Raw genomic sequence first — 17,000 nt, 5'->3', positions numbered from 1 at the left:
CCATGACCATATCCTGGCACTTGCAGCCAGGTTCAAAATAGAATGACGGGGAGGAAAAGAGTCATGAATAAACCATTGAATAACGACGCGCCCCGTGCGATATACATGCACATTCCGTTCTGCACGAACAAGTGCTTTTACTGTGACTTTAATTCTTATGTTCTCAAAGACCAGCCGGTAATGGATTACCTGCGTGCTTTGGAGCGTGAGATGGAATATACGGTGCAGCAGCATCCGCCGGGCACCATCGATACGATCTTTGTTGGAGGAGGTACGCCTACTGTCCTCAAAAATGACGAGATGGAATACTTCCTCAAGTCGATTCGCACGTATTTCCCAAATTGGTCGGATAATATCGAATTTACGATGGAAGCCAATCCGGGAACAACGGATGCAGACAAGCTGGCAATCATGAAAGAAGGCGGCGTCAACCGTGTCAGCTTCGGCGTACAGGCTTTTCAGAATGAACTTCTGACCGGTATCGGACGTATTCATAACACAGATGATGTGTACCGCAGCCTGGAGAATGCCCGCAAGATGGGACTAAACAATCTCTCGATCGACCTAATGTTCGGATTGCCCAATCAGACGCTGGATATGCTGTCCTACAGCGTAGATCGTGCACTGGAGCTGGATCTGCCGCATTACTCCATTTACAGTCTCAAAGTAGAAGAGAATACGCTGTTCCACACGATGTTCCAGAAAAACCAGCTGCCGCTGCCGGATGAAGAGAGCGAGCTGAATATGTATCTGCTGCTGATGGACAAAATGAAAAAAGCTGGTTATGAGCAGTATGAGATCAGCAATTTTGCCAAACCGGGTTACGGCAGCCGTCATAATATGACGTACTGGCGCAATGAAGACTATTATGGTCTGGGTGCCGGAGCACATGGCTATGTCGCCGGAGAGCGTCATATGAATATCAAAGGTGTCAATCCATATAATGAAGCTGCCCAGCAGGGTCTGCCGCGTCTGGATCATGCCGAGATTGATCGCAACGAGGCCATGGAAGACTTTATGATGGTAGGACTGCGAATGCTGGAAGGCGTATCCAAGGAACGCTTTGCCCGTCAATTTGATGGTCAGCAGCTGGATGATGTATTCCAGGCACAGATTCGCAAGCTACTGAATGGTCAACTTCTGGAGCCTACCGATACGGGCTATCGCTTAAGTGAGAAAGGCCTGCTTTTTGGTAATGATGTGTTCGGCGAGTTTGTCGGCAGTCTCGTAGAAGAGACCGTATAATTTAAATATAGTTATTTATCGCCAAGCGCTGATTCCTTCTGGAGTCAGCGCTTTTTTGTATATTTTATAGTTACTTAGAATTGATTTTTTGATATGATCATATAGGAAGAAATTGTAAAAATAAAAGAGGTGAATTGTATGAGCTGGACTGATCCGCGTATTATTCCAAATGAGTACAGTGATGAAGCCAAAGAAATTGATCATCAATTGATTGGACTTATTAAACAGCGGCACAAATTGTCTGTAGGTAAACGCTTTTTTCCACCGGAGGAATATTTGGAACAATGGTCTGAAGAATTTTCCATGGATATTGATAAAGTACGTTTTATTCTGCAAAATCTTAAAGAGAATCGTTATTATTATTTGCCGGATGGCCCTGGCGCCTTGAAAAGTGTCATTCCAATGATGAAGAAAACGGTATCTGGTGAGTGCGAGTACACATTGACCCATATTATGCAGTATGAGCTTGGGAGCGTTATTAAAATAGATATTAAGTACCTTGGTGAAAATCCAGATGGGGTCATGTTAAAAATGAATCTAATGCTTGAGGTTATCAGTGAGCAAATCTATCAAGTAAATCGCAATGGAAGCCATGGAGGGGGAGGTTATGGTTATATTGAATTTATGGTCGTTCCTGCGCTTCCGGATCAATTGGAAGGTATCGAGTTTTCACTGGTGCGCTCACTTGATCTTTTTGCCTATGAGCCCAGAGAAGTGATATTAAATCAGCAGGTTGATTTCTAGGCTATAAATGACAATCGAACGGAAAATACTTATTAGGCGATAAAAGAAGCTGCACATAGCTCTATTCATATACAGTTTCTTTATATATATTGCTTTAGTTGATTGAATAAAAATCTGAGGTTTAAATATGATGTATAAAATGCAGTGATTTGATTTAGAAAATGTATTTTACAAAATACAAGAAAACACGTCCGCAAAGTAATGGAACATCTGATTACTTCATATAAATAAAGGATCAACGCTAATTATAGAATAGGATCTCCTGAAAAATAATTATTCTTTTTTGAATAAATCTATTGAATTTAAATTTGTATCATTGTATATTTATACGTATTCATTTGACATTTTATTCGTTGTATTCACATATACGAATCACTTTTTCAAATCAACCCAGGCAGATTGCTGATCGCATTCTGACCGATCCGCATCGCGACACGAGGAGGAACGTATTATGCAGGCTGTAGTTACGTGCAGAGCAGCTGTACCCGAAGATGTAGAATCTCTCTATCAATTAATTTCAGGTTATGCTGAGCGGGGTATTATGCTTCCGCGTTCCCGTGAAGCGCTGCATCGGCAGCTGCGGCATTTTGTAGTGGCAGAGATCAATAATGAACTGGTAGGCTGTGGCTCTCTGTGTCAGCTTGGGCAAGAACTGGTAGAGATTCGCTCGCTGGGCATTTCAGAGGGTCATAAAGGCCAGGGAATAGGCTCCCATCTGGTCGATAAGCTGATGGAACATGCAGCTGCACGTGGATTACGCAAAGTAATGGCGCTGACCTATGAAGTCTCCTTCTTTGTAAAAAACGGCTTTGAAGTAGTGGACACCAGTATTTTCCCGGAAAAAGTATGGGCAGACTGCAGACATTGTCCCAAACAGGATCGTTGTGACGAGATCGCTGTACTCAAAGTTCTGGATATCTGATAACGACATAAATATTCACCCGCTGCAGTCATTCTGTATGCGGGTATTACGATTTTACAAAACAACAACAGTAAAATAGCCAAACTGACTTGACAATAAATGAGGCAGTTTGGTATTTTTGTATTAGTCGTTAGCACTCAACATTAGTGAGTGCTAACGAGGTGGATATCTTTCTCTACAAGGAACCGGTATATCCCTTATGTTGTTTCTGTTCGGGGAATCCGATTTGTAGTTGGAACGGACCCTGAATCAGAAAAACAGCATCGGCGCATATGGCCCTGATCCTCGCGGAATGGATATCATACAAAAAGGAGGGAGCCTCATGTTAACCGAGCGTCAAAAAATGATTCTGAATGCAATTGTGGATGATTACATTCGTTCGGCGGAACCTGTCGGGTCCCGTAGCATATCCAAAAGAGGCGACGTGAATTACAGCCCCGCGACCATTCGTAATGAAATGGCCGATCTGGAGGAACTGGGATTCCTGGAACAGCCGCATACTTCAGCCGGACGTATTCCTTCCCAAAAGGGATATCGTTATTATGTGGATCATCTGTCCCCGGTTGAAGCGGTCAACACCGCCGAAGTCAAGGAACTGAAGCGTTTCTTTGCTGAAAAGCTGTCCGCAGCGGAACAGCTCATGCAGCATGCTGCAATGGTGCTGTCCAATGTGACCAACTATACTTCCATTTTACTGGGGCCTGAGGTATTCCATACCTCACTGCGTCATTTCCAGCTGCTGCCACTCGATCATGAGACAGCTATCGCTATTATGGTTACCAGTACAGGACAGGTCGAGAATCGCAAAATCCGGATTCCCGAGAACGTGTCCGCTTCCGAACTGGAACAGATGGTGAATCTGCTCAACAGCAGACTGGTAGGCGTGCCTTTATATAAATTAAAAACCCGCATTTTCACGGAAATCAGCGAAGAGATGCAGCGCCATCTGGAGCATTATGAAGAAATGATGTCCACGCTGAACTCGGCATTTGATCACGAACAGGAACAGAAGATTTTCCTGAGCGGTGCGACCAATATGCTGATTCAACCGGAATTCAGGGACATGGACAAAGTCAAAAGTATTCTGGATTTGCTGGAAGAGACGCCAACGCTTACCCGCCTGATGGCAGAAGCTTCTGCTCCCCATGGCATACAGGTACGTATTGGTGCAGAAAATGCGCACCAGGCTTTTGAAAATTGCAGTCTGATTACAGCCACCTATGAGCTGGATGGCGAATCATTGGGTACTATTGGTATACTGGGACCTACACGCATGGAATATGCAAGAGTGATGGGCATTCTGAATATGCTCTCACACGATGTGACCCGAATACTCAAACAATGGTATCGTTAATTGTTCTCTCTGATGACTAACATATATCGTTTGAATGTATCAGGAGCTGTAGTATGAATCATAATGAATGACGAGCTATTATAAGGAGGTGAACAATCTTGAATAAAGAGCAATCCTTTCAAGAAAACAACAACCCGGAAGATCAGGACATGATGAATGATATCCAGGCTGAAGACAACAATGTGGCTGAAGAAACTGTAGAAAATGCAGACTCCACTACAACGTTTGCAGCTGAGGAAGTAGTATCCCGTGCTGAGCTGGAGCGTGTGCAGGCACATGCAGATGACCAGACACAGCGCCTTTTGCGCGCGCAGGCAGACTTTGATAACTTCCGTCGCCGTACACAAAAGGAAAAGGAAGAACTGGCGAAGTACGCTTCTGCCCAGCTCATTACTGAACTGATCCCGGTTATTGATAACTTTGAACGTGCGATGGCAACCAAGCCGGAAAATCCGGAACTGGAATCTTTCTCCAAAGGCGTAGACATGATCTTCCGCCAGCTGTCCGACGTACTCAAAAATACAGGTCTGACTCCAATGGAAGCGGTAGGACAACCGTTCAATCCGGAATTCCATCAGGCAGTCATGCAGGTAGAGTCCGACGAATACGAAGAAGGAATCGTCGTGGAAGAACTGCAAAAAGGCTATGTACTGAAGGATAAAGTTATCCGTCCAGCCATGGTCAAAGTCAGCGGCTAAACGCTTGGCATTCGCAAGCGTAAGCAAGCAGCTGGTATGTTAAACGCGAGCAAGCGCTTGGTGCTATAAACGTATACAAGTGCCTGGCGTTATACACCGAAGCTTCTATACTTCGATAAAAGTAATTTTGCTTGAGTAAAATATCTAACATTCTTTCAAAAAAACATAGACGTTACAAGGAGGAAATTAAGCATGAGCAGAGTAATTGGTATCGACCTTGGTACAACGAATTCATGTGTGGCAGTAATGGAAGGCGGCGAGGCAGTCGTTATTCCTAACCCGGAAGGCGCACGTACAACCCCTTCCGTAGTTGGTTTCAAAAAAGACGGCGAGCGTATCGTTGGTGAAACAGCAAAACGTCAATCCATCACGAACCCTGATCGTACAATCAGCTCCATCAAGCGTCACATGGGTACAGATCACAAAGAAACTATCGATGACAAAAACTACAGCTCCCAGGAAATCTCCGCGATGATCCTGCAAAAGCTGAAATCCGATGCAGAAGCTTACCTCGGACAAACAGTAACTCAAGCAGTTATCACGGTTCCAGCTTACTTCAACGACAGTCAGCGCCAGGCAACCAAAGATGCTGGTAAAATCGCTGGTCTGGAAGTTCTGCGTATCGTCAACGAGCCGACAGCTGCAGCACTGGCATACGGTCTGGAGAAATCCGAAGACCAAACGATCCTGGTCTATGACCTGGGCGGCGGTACATTTGACGTTTCCATCCTGGAACTGGGCGATGGATTCTTCGAAGTTAAAGCAACCAGTGGTGACAACCACCTCGGTGGTGACGACTTTGACCAAGTCATCATCGACTATCTGGTAAGTGAATTCAAAAAAGATCAGGGCATTGACCTGAGCAAAGATAAAGCAGCTGTACAACGTCTCAAAGACGCAGCTGAAAAAGCGAAAAAAGAACTGTCCGGCGTACTGACAACGACAATCTCTCTGCCATTCATCACGGTTGCAGACGGCGTACCTCAGCACTTGGAAGTTAACCTGACTCGCGCGAAGTTCGAAGAGCTGTCCGCTACTCTGGTAGAGCGTACACTCGGTCCTACTCGTCAAGCGATCAAAGACTCCGGTCTGAGCGCTAGCGAAATTGACAAAATCGTACTGGTGGGTGGTTCCACACGTATTCCTGCTGTACAGGAAGCAATCAAAAAACTGACTGGTAAAGAGCCTCACAAAGGCGTTAACCCGGATGAAGTTGTTGCACTGGGCGCAGCTGTTCAAGCAGGCGTACTGACTGGTGACGTGAAAGACGTAGTCCTGCTGGACGTAACTCCACTGTCCCTCGGTATCGAGACTGCTGGTGGCGTATTTACCAAAATGATCGAGCGCAACACAACGATCCCAACAAGTAAATCCCAAGTGTTCTCCACGTATGCGGATAACCAGCCTAGCGTTGAAATTCACGTTCTGCAAGGTGAGCGCGAAATGGCAGCCGGCAACAAAACACTGGGACGCTTTATGCTGGGTGATATCCCTGCTGCACCACGCGGCGTACCACAAATCGAAGTTAGCTTCGATATCGATGCCAACGGTATCGTTAACGTATCTGCAACAGACAAAGGTACAGGCAAGAGCCAAAAAATCACGATCACTTCTTCCAGCGGTCTGAGTGATGAAGAAGTAGAGAAAATGATGAAAGATGCTGAGCTGCACGCTGAAGAAGACCGTAAACGCAAAGAACTCGTTGAAGTTAAAAACAGCGGCGACCAGCTGATCTACCAAGTAGAGAAAACCATCAAAGATCTTGGCGAAAAAGCGGATGCTGGTGAAGTCGAAAAAGCAAATGCTGCCAAAGACAAACTGAAATCCACGCTTGAAGGCGAAGATGTAGAAGCGATCAAAGCAGCTACAGAAGAGCTGAGCACTGTTGCACAGGCTCTGGCAGTTAAACTGTATGAGCAGGCTGCACAGGAAGAACAAGCAGCTGGCGGCGCAGAAGGCGCTCCGAAAAACGACAATGTCGTTGATGCAGAGTATGAAGTTGTAGACGAAGACAAAAAAGACTAAGCGTCGTCTGAATAAATCAGTACGCTTTTGTTAATAAAATCGATGTTTGCATCACAAAATATCGTATACAAAGCGCTGCGTATTACAGGCGCGATCAGCTAGTGCTTAAAATGGGAAGGTCAAAGCCGGGGCATCCCGTGCTTTGACTTTCATTTTTTATGTGAACATGGTATAACACACAGAGTGCTATATTACGGATAAATAAGACCGGTGTCCTACCGGCATACCAATAGCAAACCGATAAAGGAGTGGAGGTGGACCGATGGCGGATAAGCGCGATTATTATGAGGTACTGGGTATAGGCAAAGATGCTTCCGAGGATGAAATTAAAAAATCCTACCGGAAGCTTGCACGCCAGTATCACCCGGACGTCAACAAAGAGCCGGATGCGGAAAGCAAGTTTAAGGAAGTCAAGGAAGCCTATGATGTACTGAGCGATTCATCCAAACGTGCACAGTATGATCAATATGGACACATCGATCCCAATCAGGGTGGATTTGGCGGAGGAGGATTCTCTTCCGGCGGATTTGGCGATATCTTTGATATGTTCTTTGGTGGCAATGGTGGCAGACAGCGTAACCCGAATGCACCGCAGCGTGGTAATGATCTGCAGTACACGATGAACCTGGAGTTCAAGGAAGCCATCTTTGGCAAAGAGACCGATATTACCATCAATCGTACCGAGAATTGTGATGTATGTGATGGTTCCGGCGCCAAGCCGGGTACCGAGCCGAAGACCTGTTCCGTATGTCATGGTTCCGGTCAGGAAGAAGTGGTACAAAATACGCCGTTTGGCCGTATGGTAAACCGCCGCAGCTGTTCCAACTGTGGAGGTACAGGTACCATTATCGAAGAGAAATGTAATAATTGCAGCGGTAGCGGCCGTGTAAGAAAGCAACGTAAAATCCATATCCGCATCCCGGCAGGGGTGGATGATGGTTCACAGATGAGAGTGAATGGCGAAGGAGAAGGCGGTGTACGTGGAGGTCCTCCGGGAGATCTGTATATCGTATTCCGCGTGAAATCGCATGATTTCTTCGAGCGTGAAGATGATGATATCTACTGTGAGATTCCGCTTACATTTACCCAGGCAGCGCTTGGAGACGAAGTGGAAGTACCGACGCTGACCGAGAAAGTCAAAATCAAAGTACCTGCAGGTACCCAGACCGGCACTTATTTCCGCCTCAAAGGCAAAGGTGTGCCACGTCTGCGCGGTACCGGACAGGGTGATCAGCATATCAAGGTGGTCGTGGTCACTCCAAGTAACCTGACCGACGATCAAAAAGATCTGCTGCGTCAGTTTGGTTCACTGAGCGGCGAGAACACGCATGAGAACGAGCAATCTTTCTTTGACCGTGTAAAAAGAGCATTCCGCGGCGATTAAGCCAGCGTTTGATCAATATAATCGATGAATAAAACAGGATAAAGCGTCCCGGTTCTATCAGGAACCGGGCTTTATTTTGCCCAAACGTAACCCTTTTGAATTATAATGTTAATCTGTAGTACAATGAAGCGTAATGTACGCTCGAAAACAGGAGGAACTTAAACTATGTTATGGCATGAACTGACTATACATACAACTGAACAAGCAGTGGAGATGATCTCCAACTTTCTGCATGAAGCAGGCGCAGGTGGTGTAACGATCGAGGAATCGGGTACACTGAACAAGCCGCGCGACACATCTTATGGACAATGGTACGAAATGCCGCTTAATGATATTCCCGAAGGACTGGCTGTCGTCCAGGGATATTTTGCCGAAGCGACCGATATGGATGCTATTGCTGCCGAGATCGGTGAACGCACCAGTCAGCTCAAAGAGTTCGGTATTGATGCAGGCGTGGCGACCATTTCAGTGAAGACCGTGGATGAGGATGACTGGGCCAATGCCTGGAAGCAGTATTTTAAGCCGATTCGTGTATCGGAACGTCTGACCATCAAGCCTACCTGGGAAGACTACACCCCCGAGAGCCCGAAGGAACAGATTATCGAACTTGATCCGGGTATGGCATTTGGTACGGGTACACATCCGACCACTTCCCTCTGTCTGCGCGCACTGGAGACCGTTATTCATGGCGGTGAAGAAGTGATTGATGTAGGTACAGGTTCCGGTATTCTGGCGATTGGTGCGATGAAGCTGGGAGCAAAAAGTGTGCTGGCACTGGATCTCGATCCTGTGGCTGTATCCAGTGCCGGAGAGAATACGCGCCTGAACGGGCTGGAGCAGGACATTACGGTCTATGAGAGTGATCTATTGTCCGTACTCAAAGCAGACCCGGACAGCCTGAATGTGAAGCTCAACGTCACGCTGCCGGTACAGGTAGTTGTAGCCAATATTCTGGCAGAAATTATTCTGCTCTTTATCGATGATGTCTACGAAGCACTCAAGCCTGGCGGTGTCTATATCGCTTCCGGTATTTATAAAAACAAAGAAGACGATGTACGTCAGGGACTGGAAGCTGCCGGTTTTGTAGTGGAAGGTGCGCATCGTGATGAAGACTGGATCGCATTTGTAGCGAGAAAGAGGTAAGGAATGGATTTTCTGAATAAAGTTTTATTTGTACCCTTGAATATTTTGCCGTTTTACGTGCTGGCACTCGTAATCGGCTTTACGGTACATGAATTTTCACATGCCTATGTTGCCAACAAGTTTGGTGATCCTACAGCGCGTTTGTTAGGACGGGTAACACTGAATCCGGCTGCTCATATCGATCTGCTCGGTATGATTCTGTTGCTGATTGCAGGGTTTGGCTGGGCACGTCCAGTGCCGGTGAACCGGGAGAACTTCAGTCGTCCGCGTCTGATGGGGATTCTGGTATCTGCAGCAGGGCCGGTCAGCAATCTGCTGGTTGCGCTGCTGACGGCGATTATCTACTATGCACTGAATTACTTTGGACTGATCGGTTCGTTTGCCAATAACCGGATTGATATTGCCATTTATACTTTTGTGGAATATATGATTCTGATGAACTGCTTCTTGTTTATCTTCAATCTGATCCCGCTGCCGCCACTGGATGGTTATCGCATTCTGTCCGATTGGCTGCCTCCGCGCATCAGTGTACGTCTGCAGCGCGTCGAGCAGTGGGCCATGCTGCTGTTCCTGCTGCTTGTCTTTATCCAGCCGCTGCGGGCCGTAACAATTCAACCTCTGTATCAGCTTGCCAATACGCTGGGTGGAAGCTTCTATACCCTGGGTAATCTATTATTTGGTGGTTGATACCAAATAACCAAACAATCTTGATTGTATGATAAATATGTACTTTATACCGCTGACTGGAGTTTATTCCGGTTAGCGGTATTTTCGCTTTTCATGAAATTCATGAAGATCAATATTCTTCTTATTGGGTACTAACAGGAAGAAGCGTGAAAATGCTTTGCAATCAAAAAGGATAAATATGAACAATTATTGAACTTTCACAAGGTGCCATGAACTCTTCAAATGGGCAAGAAAACGAATAATCTCCTATAAAAAGGAAGAAAATTCCTTTCCAAAATGAAGATTAAGTGAAGTCACCCACATCGCTTGACATGACCCTGTGTATAGTATGATAATGATTCTCAGATTATACTTATTCTAATTACATTTTAGGATAACCAAAAAAATATTGGAATCAGGAGGAATTTTATTATGTCTCTTATCGGTAAAAAAGTAGATGGTTTTAACGCAAAGGCTTTCCACAATGGTGAGTTCATCGATGTATCCGAACAAAACTTCCAGGGTAAATGGAGCGTTGTATGCTTCTATCCGGCTGACTTCACTTTTGTATGCCCAACTGAACTGGGTGATCTGCAAGATCAATACGCTACACTGAAAAACCTGGGCGTAGAAGTATACTCCGTATCTACAGATACTCATTTCACACATAAAGCATGGCATGATCATTCCGATGTAATCGGCAAAATCGAATACATTATGATCGGTGATCCTTCCCAGCGCATTTCCCGTATCTTCGACGTTCTGGACGAAGAAGAAGGTCTGGCACAACGCGGTACATTCATTATCGACCCAGCAGGCATTGTTCAAACCGTTGAAATCAATGCTGACGGTATCGGCCGCGATGCAAGCACACTGGTAGACAAAATCAAAGCAGCTCAATACGTTCGCAACAATCCGGGTGAAGTTTGCCCTGCAAAATGGAAAGAGGGCGCCGAAACCCTGAAACCAAGTCTGGATCTGGTTGGTAAAATCTAAGCTTAAACTGAAACATTTAACAGTAAGGAGCATGAGCAAATGGTATTAGATGCAGAAATGAAAGTCCAATTGTCGCAGTATCTTCAGATGCTGGAAAGCGACATCGTGCTGAAAGTCAGCGCTGGCGGTGATAAAACATCCCAGGAAACGCTGGCACTCCTTGACGAACTGGCTGCCATTTCGCCGCGCATCCAAGTGGAAACAGCTGTACTGGAACGTACGCCAAGCTTCAGTGTAAACCGTGTAGGCGAAGACACCGGTGTTATATTTGCCGGTGTTCCGCTTGGTCACGAGTTCACTTCACTGGTCATGGCCCTGCTTCAGGTAAGCGGCCGTGCGCCGAAAGTAGATGACAGTCTGATCGCTCAGGCAAAAGCAGTCAAAGGCCCATACACATTTGAATCGTATGTCAGCCTGACTTGCCATAACTGTCCGGATGTCGTTCAGGCGCTGAACATTCTGAGTGTACTGAATCCGAACGTCAAGCATACGATGATCGAAGGCGGCGCATTCAAGCATGAAGTAGACAGCAAGAATATCATGGCAGTGCCTACCGTATTCCTGAATGGCGAGCCGTTCGGCAGTGGACGCATGTCCCTGCAGGATATTCTGTCCAAACTGGGCGCAGGCCCGGATGCAGATGAACTGTCCGAGAAAGCTCCGTATGATGTGCTTGTAGTTGGTGGCGGTCCTTCCGGCTCCAGCGCAGCGATCTATGCAGCACGTAAAGGTATCCGTACTGGTCTTGTAGCCGAGCGCTTTGGCGGTCAGGTGATGGATACAGTCGGTATCGAGAACTTTATCAGTGTGAAATATACTGAAGGTCCAAAACTCGCAGCCAGCCTGGAAGAACATGTGAAGGAATACGGCGTAGATATTATGCCTTCCCTGCGTGCCAAGCGTCTTGAGAAAAAAGACCTGGTTGAAGTAGAACTGGAAAACGGTGCGGTACTGAAAAGTAAAACCGTTATTCTGTCCACCGGCGCACGCTGGCGCAATATCGGCGTACCAGGTGAAGAAGAATTCAAAAACAAAGGCGTAGCGTACTGCCCTCACTGTGACGGTCCGCTGTTCGAAGGCAAGCATGTAGCTGTCATCGGCGGTGGTAACTCAGGTATCGAAGCAGCGATCGACCTCGCTGGTATCGTTAAGCACGTTACTGTTCTTGAATTTGCTTCGGAACTAAAAGCCGATTCGGTTCTGCAGGATCGTCTGTATAGCCTGCCGAATGTAACGGTTATCAAAAACGCGCAAACCAAAGAAATCACTGGTGACGATACGGTTAACGGTATTACCTATATCGATCGTGACACGATGGAAGAGCAGCATGTGAAACTGCAGGGCGTATTCGTTCAAATCGGTCTGGTGCCTAACACCGACTGGCTGAAAGATACACTCGAACTGACTCGCATGGGCGAAATCGTCGTAGACAAACACGGTGCAACCAGCCTGCCTGGCGTATTCGCTGCCGGCGACTGCACAGACAGTGCCTACAAGCAGATCATCATCTCCATGGGCTCCGGTGCTACCGCAGCACTGGGCGCATTTGATTACATGATCCGCAACTAATCGATACAGACAACCGCTAATCTGGCAAAAGATAACCCGCTGTTATGCTCCTTGCTTTTATTAGTGGTTGGAAGTACAAATGCAACTTCAAAAACTCCCTTTTCCGTACACGGATCATCCGGTGCAGGAAAGGGAGTTTTTTTCTTGATTCGGATCTGAACTATTTTCATCCCGGTGCCAAAGTGGCATGGTAAAAGGATTCCGGTGTACAATTTGAACTGAGACCCTAGCCCTCACTGTCCAAAAGTTGTATGATAGGGATTCAGGTATTTCACTCCAATAGGGTGCTGTATGGCCTTGAGAAGTCCGGCTTGTCTATACAGACCGGGCTATTTGAATGTCATTCGGAGAACGTATACCGTATCTATTGTAGTGATGAAGCAGGCTGTATAAGATAGCACAAATGTTATACCGGATACCAATCGAGGGTACACCAATTAGCTACACCATTATAGTACGAAAATGTCATACAGAAAGTGGATGAGTGATGCAGCGATATTTTGTACCGGCACAGCAGTTCAGTGAGCATGAAGTAACGATCACGGGTGATGATGCGCGGCATATTATAAGAGTAATGCGTTCACAAGAAGGCGATAAGCTGATTGCTTGTGACGGCAACCAATTGGATGTACTGGCCGAGATCAGCAGTATGGATGAAGGTGTCGTTACGGCACGCATTGTGGAACGGTTGGAGCAGCTGTCCGAAACAACCGTACAGGTTACGATTGCCCAGAGTCTGCCCAAAGGCGACAAAATGGAGACCGTGATCCAGAAATGTACGGAGCTTGGAGCTGCAGCGTTTGTTCCTTTTTTGTCAGAGCGTACAGTCGTGCAATACGATTCACGCAAAGAAGAGAAGCGTATCCAGCGCTGGAGCAAAATTGCCAAGGAAGCTGCAGAGCAGAGCCATCGCAGTCGTATTCCGCAGATCGGTCAGCCACTTAGCTGGAAGCAGCTGCTGGCGACGTTTGCGCAGTATGACCTTATCTGTTTTTGTTATGAAAAGGAAAATGGCAGCCAGCTGCGCGATGTGGTTCAGCCATTTGCTGCCGGATTGCAGCAGAAGCCGGATACCGCAGCGCAAGTGCTGATTGTAGTCGGACCGGAAGGCGGATTTGCCGAACAGGAAGTGGAGGCTGCCGAGCAGCATGGTGCTGTACCTACTGGACTTGGCAGACGCATTCTTCGCACAGAGACAGCGGCGATGACAGCGCTGGCGTGCATTATGTATGAAACCGGAGAAATGGGAGGAATTTAACTTATGCCATCTGTAGCGTTTTACACGTTGGGCTGTAAAGTCAACTTTTATGATACTGAAGCCATATGGCAGCTGTTCAAAAATGAAGGCTATGACCAGGTCGATTTTGAAGAACAGACTGCGGATGTATATGTGATTAATACCTGTACCGTAACCAATACCGGAGACAAAAAAAGCCGTCAGATTATCCGTCGTGCGGTACGCCGCAACCCGGATGCCGTTATCGCGGTTACCGGCTGCTATGCACAGACGTCCCCGGCCGAGATTCTGGATATTGAAGGGGTCGATCTGGTGGTAGGTACCCAGGATCGCGACAAGCTGATGGATCATATTCGTACCCTGCAGAGCGAGCGTCAGCCGATCAATGCTGTACGCAATATTATGAAGACACGCGAATTCGAAGAACTGGATGTACCGGACTTTGCCAATCATACTCGTGCTTTCCTCAAAATCCAGGAAGGCTGCAATAACTTCTGCACATTTTGCATTATTCCATGGTCTCGCGGGTTATCCCGCAGCCGCGCAGCGAGCAGTGTAATTGCCCAGGCGCATCAACTGGTAGCAGCAGGCTATAAAGAAATTGTGCTGACCGGGATTCATACCGGCGGTTACGGAGATGATCTGGAAGATTATGATCTGGCCGATCTGCTTTGGGATCTGGACCGGGTCGAAGGACTGGAGCGTATCCGCATCAGTTCGATCGAAGCCAGCCAGATTGACGAGAAAGTGCTGGATGTACTGAATCGCTCCTCGAAAATGTGCCGTCATTTCCATATCCCGCTGCAAGCAGGCGACGATAACGTTCTGAAACGGATGCGTCGCAAATACACTGTAGCGGAATATGCAGAGAAAATCCGCCGCATTCGCCAGTCGATGCCAGATGTAGCCATTACAACCGATGTGATTGTAGGCTTCCCCGGTGAGACCGAAGAAATGTTCCAAAATGGCTACGAGATGATGAAGTCGATCGGATTCTCCGAGATGCACGTGTTCCCTTATTCCAAACGTACCGGCACACCGGCTGCACGAATGGAAGATCAGGTGGATGAAGAAGTGAAGAATGATCGTGTACATCAGCTGATCGATCTGTCCGAGCAGATGCAGCTGTCCTATGCCGAGAAATTTGTAGGTCATGTACTGGATATAATTCCTGAGAACAACGACAAAGGATTATACGGTGAAGGCATGATTGCCGGCTACAGCGACAACTATTTGCAGATCGCTTTTGAAGGATCTGAGGATCTGGTAGGCAAGCTGTGCCGCGTAAAACTTACCGAACCCGGTGTCAACACAAGCAAAGGTCAACTGGTTCGTGTATTGGAACAGACTCCAACTCCACTGGCCCAGTAGGAACTTTTATATCGTTTTATAACAGACAGGATACGACGAAAGGATTTCACTTTACCGTTCGGTTAAGGTGAAATCTTTTGTTTTGATCAAGCATGCATCTGTGTGCATACACACAACCGGCAGCCAATTAGCAAGTTGACGGGCTGTACGGACTTTATGAGGGAGTGACCACTATTGGCAAGCATTATTTTGCATCAGAAACGTAAAAAAAGACTCGAACAGGGGCATCCATGGGTATTTGAAGGCGAGATTGCCGAGGTGGAAGGTCAGCCGGAACCCGGTCAGATCGTCAGCATTTTGAATCACCAGCGCAAATTTTTGGCTTCCGGTTATTACAATCCGGCATCCCGTATTACTGTACGCGTAGTATCCCATCAATCACTGGAAGATCTGGATACTGCCTTTTTTGCAGAACGATTTGAATGGTGCCTCAAGCATCGGACACGCTTTTTGGGTGGAGAAAATGCATATCGACTCGTCTACGGAGAAGCGGATTTTCTGCCAGGATTGATTGTAGACCGATTCGGCGAGATTCTGGTTGTGCAGCTGTTGACACTTGGTATGGATCGTCGTCGTCAGCAGATTATCGATGCGCTGGTACAGGTGATGCAGCCTGCCGGTATCTACGAACGCAGTGATGTATCGGTACGCAAACTGGAAGGACTGGAAGAAGTCAAAGGTGTAATGTACGGAGAGTGCCCGCGTCATGTGACGGTATCCGAGAACGGACTGCTGATCAAGGTCGATATTGAAGAAGGTCAGAAAACCGGCTATTTCTTCGACCAGCGGGAGAACCGCGCTTCGATTGCACCACTGATGCTGGGCTGGGGCGAACGCAGCGGTATTCAGCTGACCGAGGTGGAACAGGATGGGGAGCAGGCAATGCTGCCTGTTAACCGCAAAGGCAAAGTCGTCGATTTCCCTTATTGGGACGGCGCTACGGTGCTGGAATGCTTTTCCCACACCGGCAGCTTCACACTGAATGCATGTAAATACGGAGCCAAAAAAGTAACCTGTCTCGATATTTCGGCTCATGCGATCGAGAGTGCACGTGAAAATGTACGCCTGAACGGATTCGAAGAGCGGGTGGAATTTGTAGTTGATGATGCGTTTGACTATCTGCGCAGCAATGCCAAGGGACTGGAAGAACGCAATCAGCGTGCAGCTGCCGATTCGGGACAGGATACGTCCAAGCCGATGACAGCTGGTGGCGGAAGGAGCTGGGATGTGGTCATTTTGGACCCGCCTGCTTTTGCCAAAACCAAAAGTGCGGTACCCGGCGCCGTTCGTGGGTATAAAGATATTAACCTGCATGGCATGAAGCTTGTTAACGAGGGTGGTTATCTGGTAACGGCGAGCTGTTCTTACCATATGCGTCCTGATCTGTTCCTGGAGACGATCCAGGATGCAGCCAAAGATGCCGGCAAGGTACTGCGTCTGGTAGAATGGCGAGCAGCCGGCAAGGATCATCCACAGATTCTTGGCGTCAACGAAGGTCATTATCTGAAATTTGCGATCTTTGAAGTACGCAGCAAAAACTTTTAAATTATAATTGGATCAAGATCGGCAGTCTTCAACCAAGATGAATGATTGATCTCATAATCCCCTCTTCCGAGACACACTATATCGTGTATTGCAGGCAGAGG

14 protein-coding genes are annotated in these 17,000 nt (G+C 47.1%); all 14 read left to right on the top strand.

What is annotated here, in order from left to right; all coding sequences use genetic code 11:
- Window positions 1-63 precede the first annotated feature (63 nt).
- On the top strand, window positions 64-1,245 hold the full coding sequence (gene hemW / locus H065_RS0104670) for a radical SAM family heme chaperone HemW (RefSeq protein ID WP_017811859.1): 1,182 nt from the start codon (window positions 64-66) through the stop codon (window positions 1,243-1,245).
- Between the two features lie 138 nt (window positions 1,246-1,383).
- Window positions 1,384-1,989: a hypothetical protein gene (locus H065_RS0104665; RefSeq protein ID WP_017811858.1), complete on the top strand. Its 606-nt coding sequence runs from the start codon at window positions 1,384-1,386 to the stop codon at window positions 1,987-1,989.
- Between the two features lie 451 nt (window positions 1,990-2,440).
- Window positions 2,441-2,911, top strand: a complete 471-nt coding sequence (locus H065_RS0104660; RefSeq protein WP_017811857.1) for an N-acetyltransferase — start codon at window positions 2,441-2,443, stop codon at window positions 2,909-2,911.
- Window positions 2,912-3,233: 322 nt separating this feature from the next.
- On the top strand, window positions 3,234-4,265 hold the full coding sequence (gene hrcA / locus H065_RS0104655; protein WP_017811856.1) for a heat-inducible transcriptional repressor HrcA: 1,032 nt from the start codon (window positions 3,234-3,236) through the stop codon (window positions 4,263-4,265).
- Between the two features lie 98 nt (window positions 4,266-4,363).
- Window positions 4,364-4,963, top strand: a complete 600-nt coding sequence (gene grpE, locus H065_RS0104650; RefSeq protein ID WP_017811855.1) for a nucleotide exchange factor GrpE — start codon at window positions 4,364-4,366, stop codon at window positions 4,961-4,963.
- Window positions 4,964-5,155: 192 nt separating this feature from the next.
- Complete coding sequence (gene dnaK, locus H065_RS0104645) at window positions 5,156-6,988, top strand: molecular chaperone DnaK (RefSeq protein ID WP_017811854.1); 1,833 nt, start codon at window positions 5,156-5,158, stop codon at window positions 6,986-6,988.
- A gap of 262 nt (window positions 6,989-7,250) precedes the next feature.
- Window positions 7,251-8,372 carry a molecular chaperone DnaJ gene (dnaJ, locus tag H065_RS0104640; RefSeq protein ID WP_017811853.1) on the top strand — a complete coding sequence of 374 codons (1,122 nt, stop codon included), beginning with the start codon at window positions 7,251-7,253 and terminating at the stop codon, window positions 8,370-8,372.
- 165 nt (window positions 8,373-8,537) lie between these two features.
- Entirely contained in the window at window positions 8,538-9,515 is a 978-nt protein-coding gene (gene prmA / locus H065_RS0104635; RefSeq protein ID WP_017811852.1) for a 50S ribosomal protein L11 methyltransferase, read from the top strand.
- Between the two features lie 3 nt (window positions 9,516-9,518).
- Entirely contained in the window at window positions 9,519-10,202 is a 684-nt protein-coding gene (locus H065_RS0104630) for a site-2 protease family protein (protein WP_017811851.1), read from the top strand.
- A 411-nt stretch (window positions 10,203-10,613) separates the two neighbouring features.
- A complete protein-coding gene (gene ahpC, locus H065_RS0104625) occupies window positions 10,614-11,177 on the top strand; it encodes an alkyl hydroperoxide reductase subunit C (protein ID WP_017811850.1) in 564 nt (187 codons plus the stop codon).
- A gap of 39 nt (window positions 11,178-11,216) precedes the next feature.
- Window positions 11,217-12,746: an alkyl hydroperoxide reductase subunit F gene (gene ahpF / locus H065_RS0104620; protein WP_017811849.1), complete on the top strand. Its 1,530-nt coding sequence runs from the start codon at window positions 11,217-11,219 to the stop codon at window positions 12,744-12,746.
- A gap of 487 nt (window positions 12,747-13,233) precedes the next feature.
- Complete coding sequence (locus tag H065_RS0104615) at window positions 13,234-14,004, top strand: 16S rRNA (uracil(1498)-N(3))-methyltransferase (protein WP_017811848.1); 771 nt, start codon at window positions 13,234-13,236, stop codon at window positions 14,002-14,004.
- A gap of 3 nt (window positions 14,005-14,007) precedes the next feature.
- Window positions 14,008-15,354 (top strand): tRNA (N(6)-L-threonylcarbamoyladenosine(37)-C(2))-methylthiotransferase MtaB, encoded by a 1,347-nt coding sequence (gene mtaB, locus H065_RS0104610; RefSeq protein WP_017811847.1) that lies wholly within the window; start codon window positions 14,008-14,010, stop codon window positions 15,352-15,354.
- 174 nt (window positions 15,355-15,528) lie between these two features.
- Window positions 15,529-16,899, top strand: a complete 1,371-nt coding sequence (locus H065_RS0104605) for a class I SAM-dependent rRNA methyltransferase (RefSeq protein WP_017811846.1) — start codon at window positions 15,529-15,531, stop codon at window positions 16,897-16,899.
- The last annotated feature ends 101 nt before the right edge of the window (window positions 16,900-17,000 follow it).

The organism is Paenibacillus shenyangensis (assembly GCF_000346635.1).
Taxonomy (GTDB): Bacteria; Bacillota; Bacilli; order Paenibacillales; family Paenibacillaceae; genus Saccharibacillus; species Saccharibacillus dauci.
Note: the sequence above shows the minus strand (reverse complement) of the source record. Positions and strands in the feature narration are given on the sequence as shown.

Excerpts from the sequence above, each read along its gene's own strand:
- hemW (WP_017811859.1), top strand. The coding sequence starts at position 64 with ATGAATAAACCATTGAATAACGACGCGCCCCGTGCGATATACATGCAC.
- H065_RS0104665 (WP_017811858.1), top strand. The coding sequence starts at position 1,384 with ATGAGCTGGACTGATCCGCGTATTATTCCAAATGAGTACAGTGATGAA.
- H065_RS0104660 (WP_017811857.1), top strand. The coding sequence starts at position 2,441 with ATGCAGGCTGTAGTTACGTGCAGAGCAGCTGTACCCGAAGATGTAGAA.
- hrcA (WP_017811856.1), top strand. The coding sequence starts at position 3,234 with ATGTTAACCGAGCGTCAAAAAATGATTCTGAATGCAATTGTGGATGAT.
- dnaK (WP_017811854.1), top strand. The coding sequence starts at position 5,156 with ATGAGCAGAGTAATTGGTATCGACCTTGGTACAACGAATTCATGTGTG.
- dnaJ (WP_017811853.1), top strand. The coding sequence starts at position 7,251 with ATGGCGGATAAGCGCGATTATTATGAGGTACTGGGTATAGGCAAAGAT.
- prmA (WP_017811852.1), top strand. The coding sequence starts at position 8,538 with ATGTTATGGCATGAACTGACTATACATACAACTGAACAAGCAGTGGAG.
- H065_RS0104630 (WP_017811851.1), top strand. The coding sequence starts at position 9,519 with ATGGATTTTCTGAATAAAGTTTTATTTGTACCCTTGAATATTTTGCCG.
- ahpC (WP_017811850.1), top strand. The coding sequence starts at position 10,614 with ATGTCTCTTATCGGTAAAAAAGTAGATGGTTTTAACGCAAAGGCTTTC.
- ahpF (WP_017811849.1), top strand. The coding sequence starts at position 11,217 with ATGGTATTAGATGCAGAAATGAAAGTCCAATTGTCGCAGTATCTTCAG.
- H065_RS0104615 (WP_017811848.1), top strand. The coding sequence starts at position 13,234 with ATGCAGCGATATTTTGTACCGGCACAGCAGTTCAGTGAGCATGAAGTA.
- mtaB (WP_017811847.1), top strand. The coding sequence starts at position 14,008 with ATGCCATCTGTAGCGTTTTACACGTTGGGCTGTAAAGTCAACTTTTAT.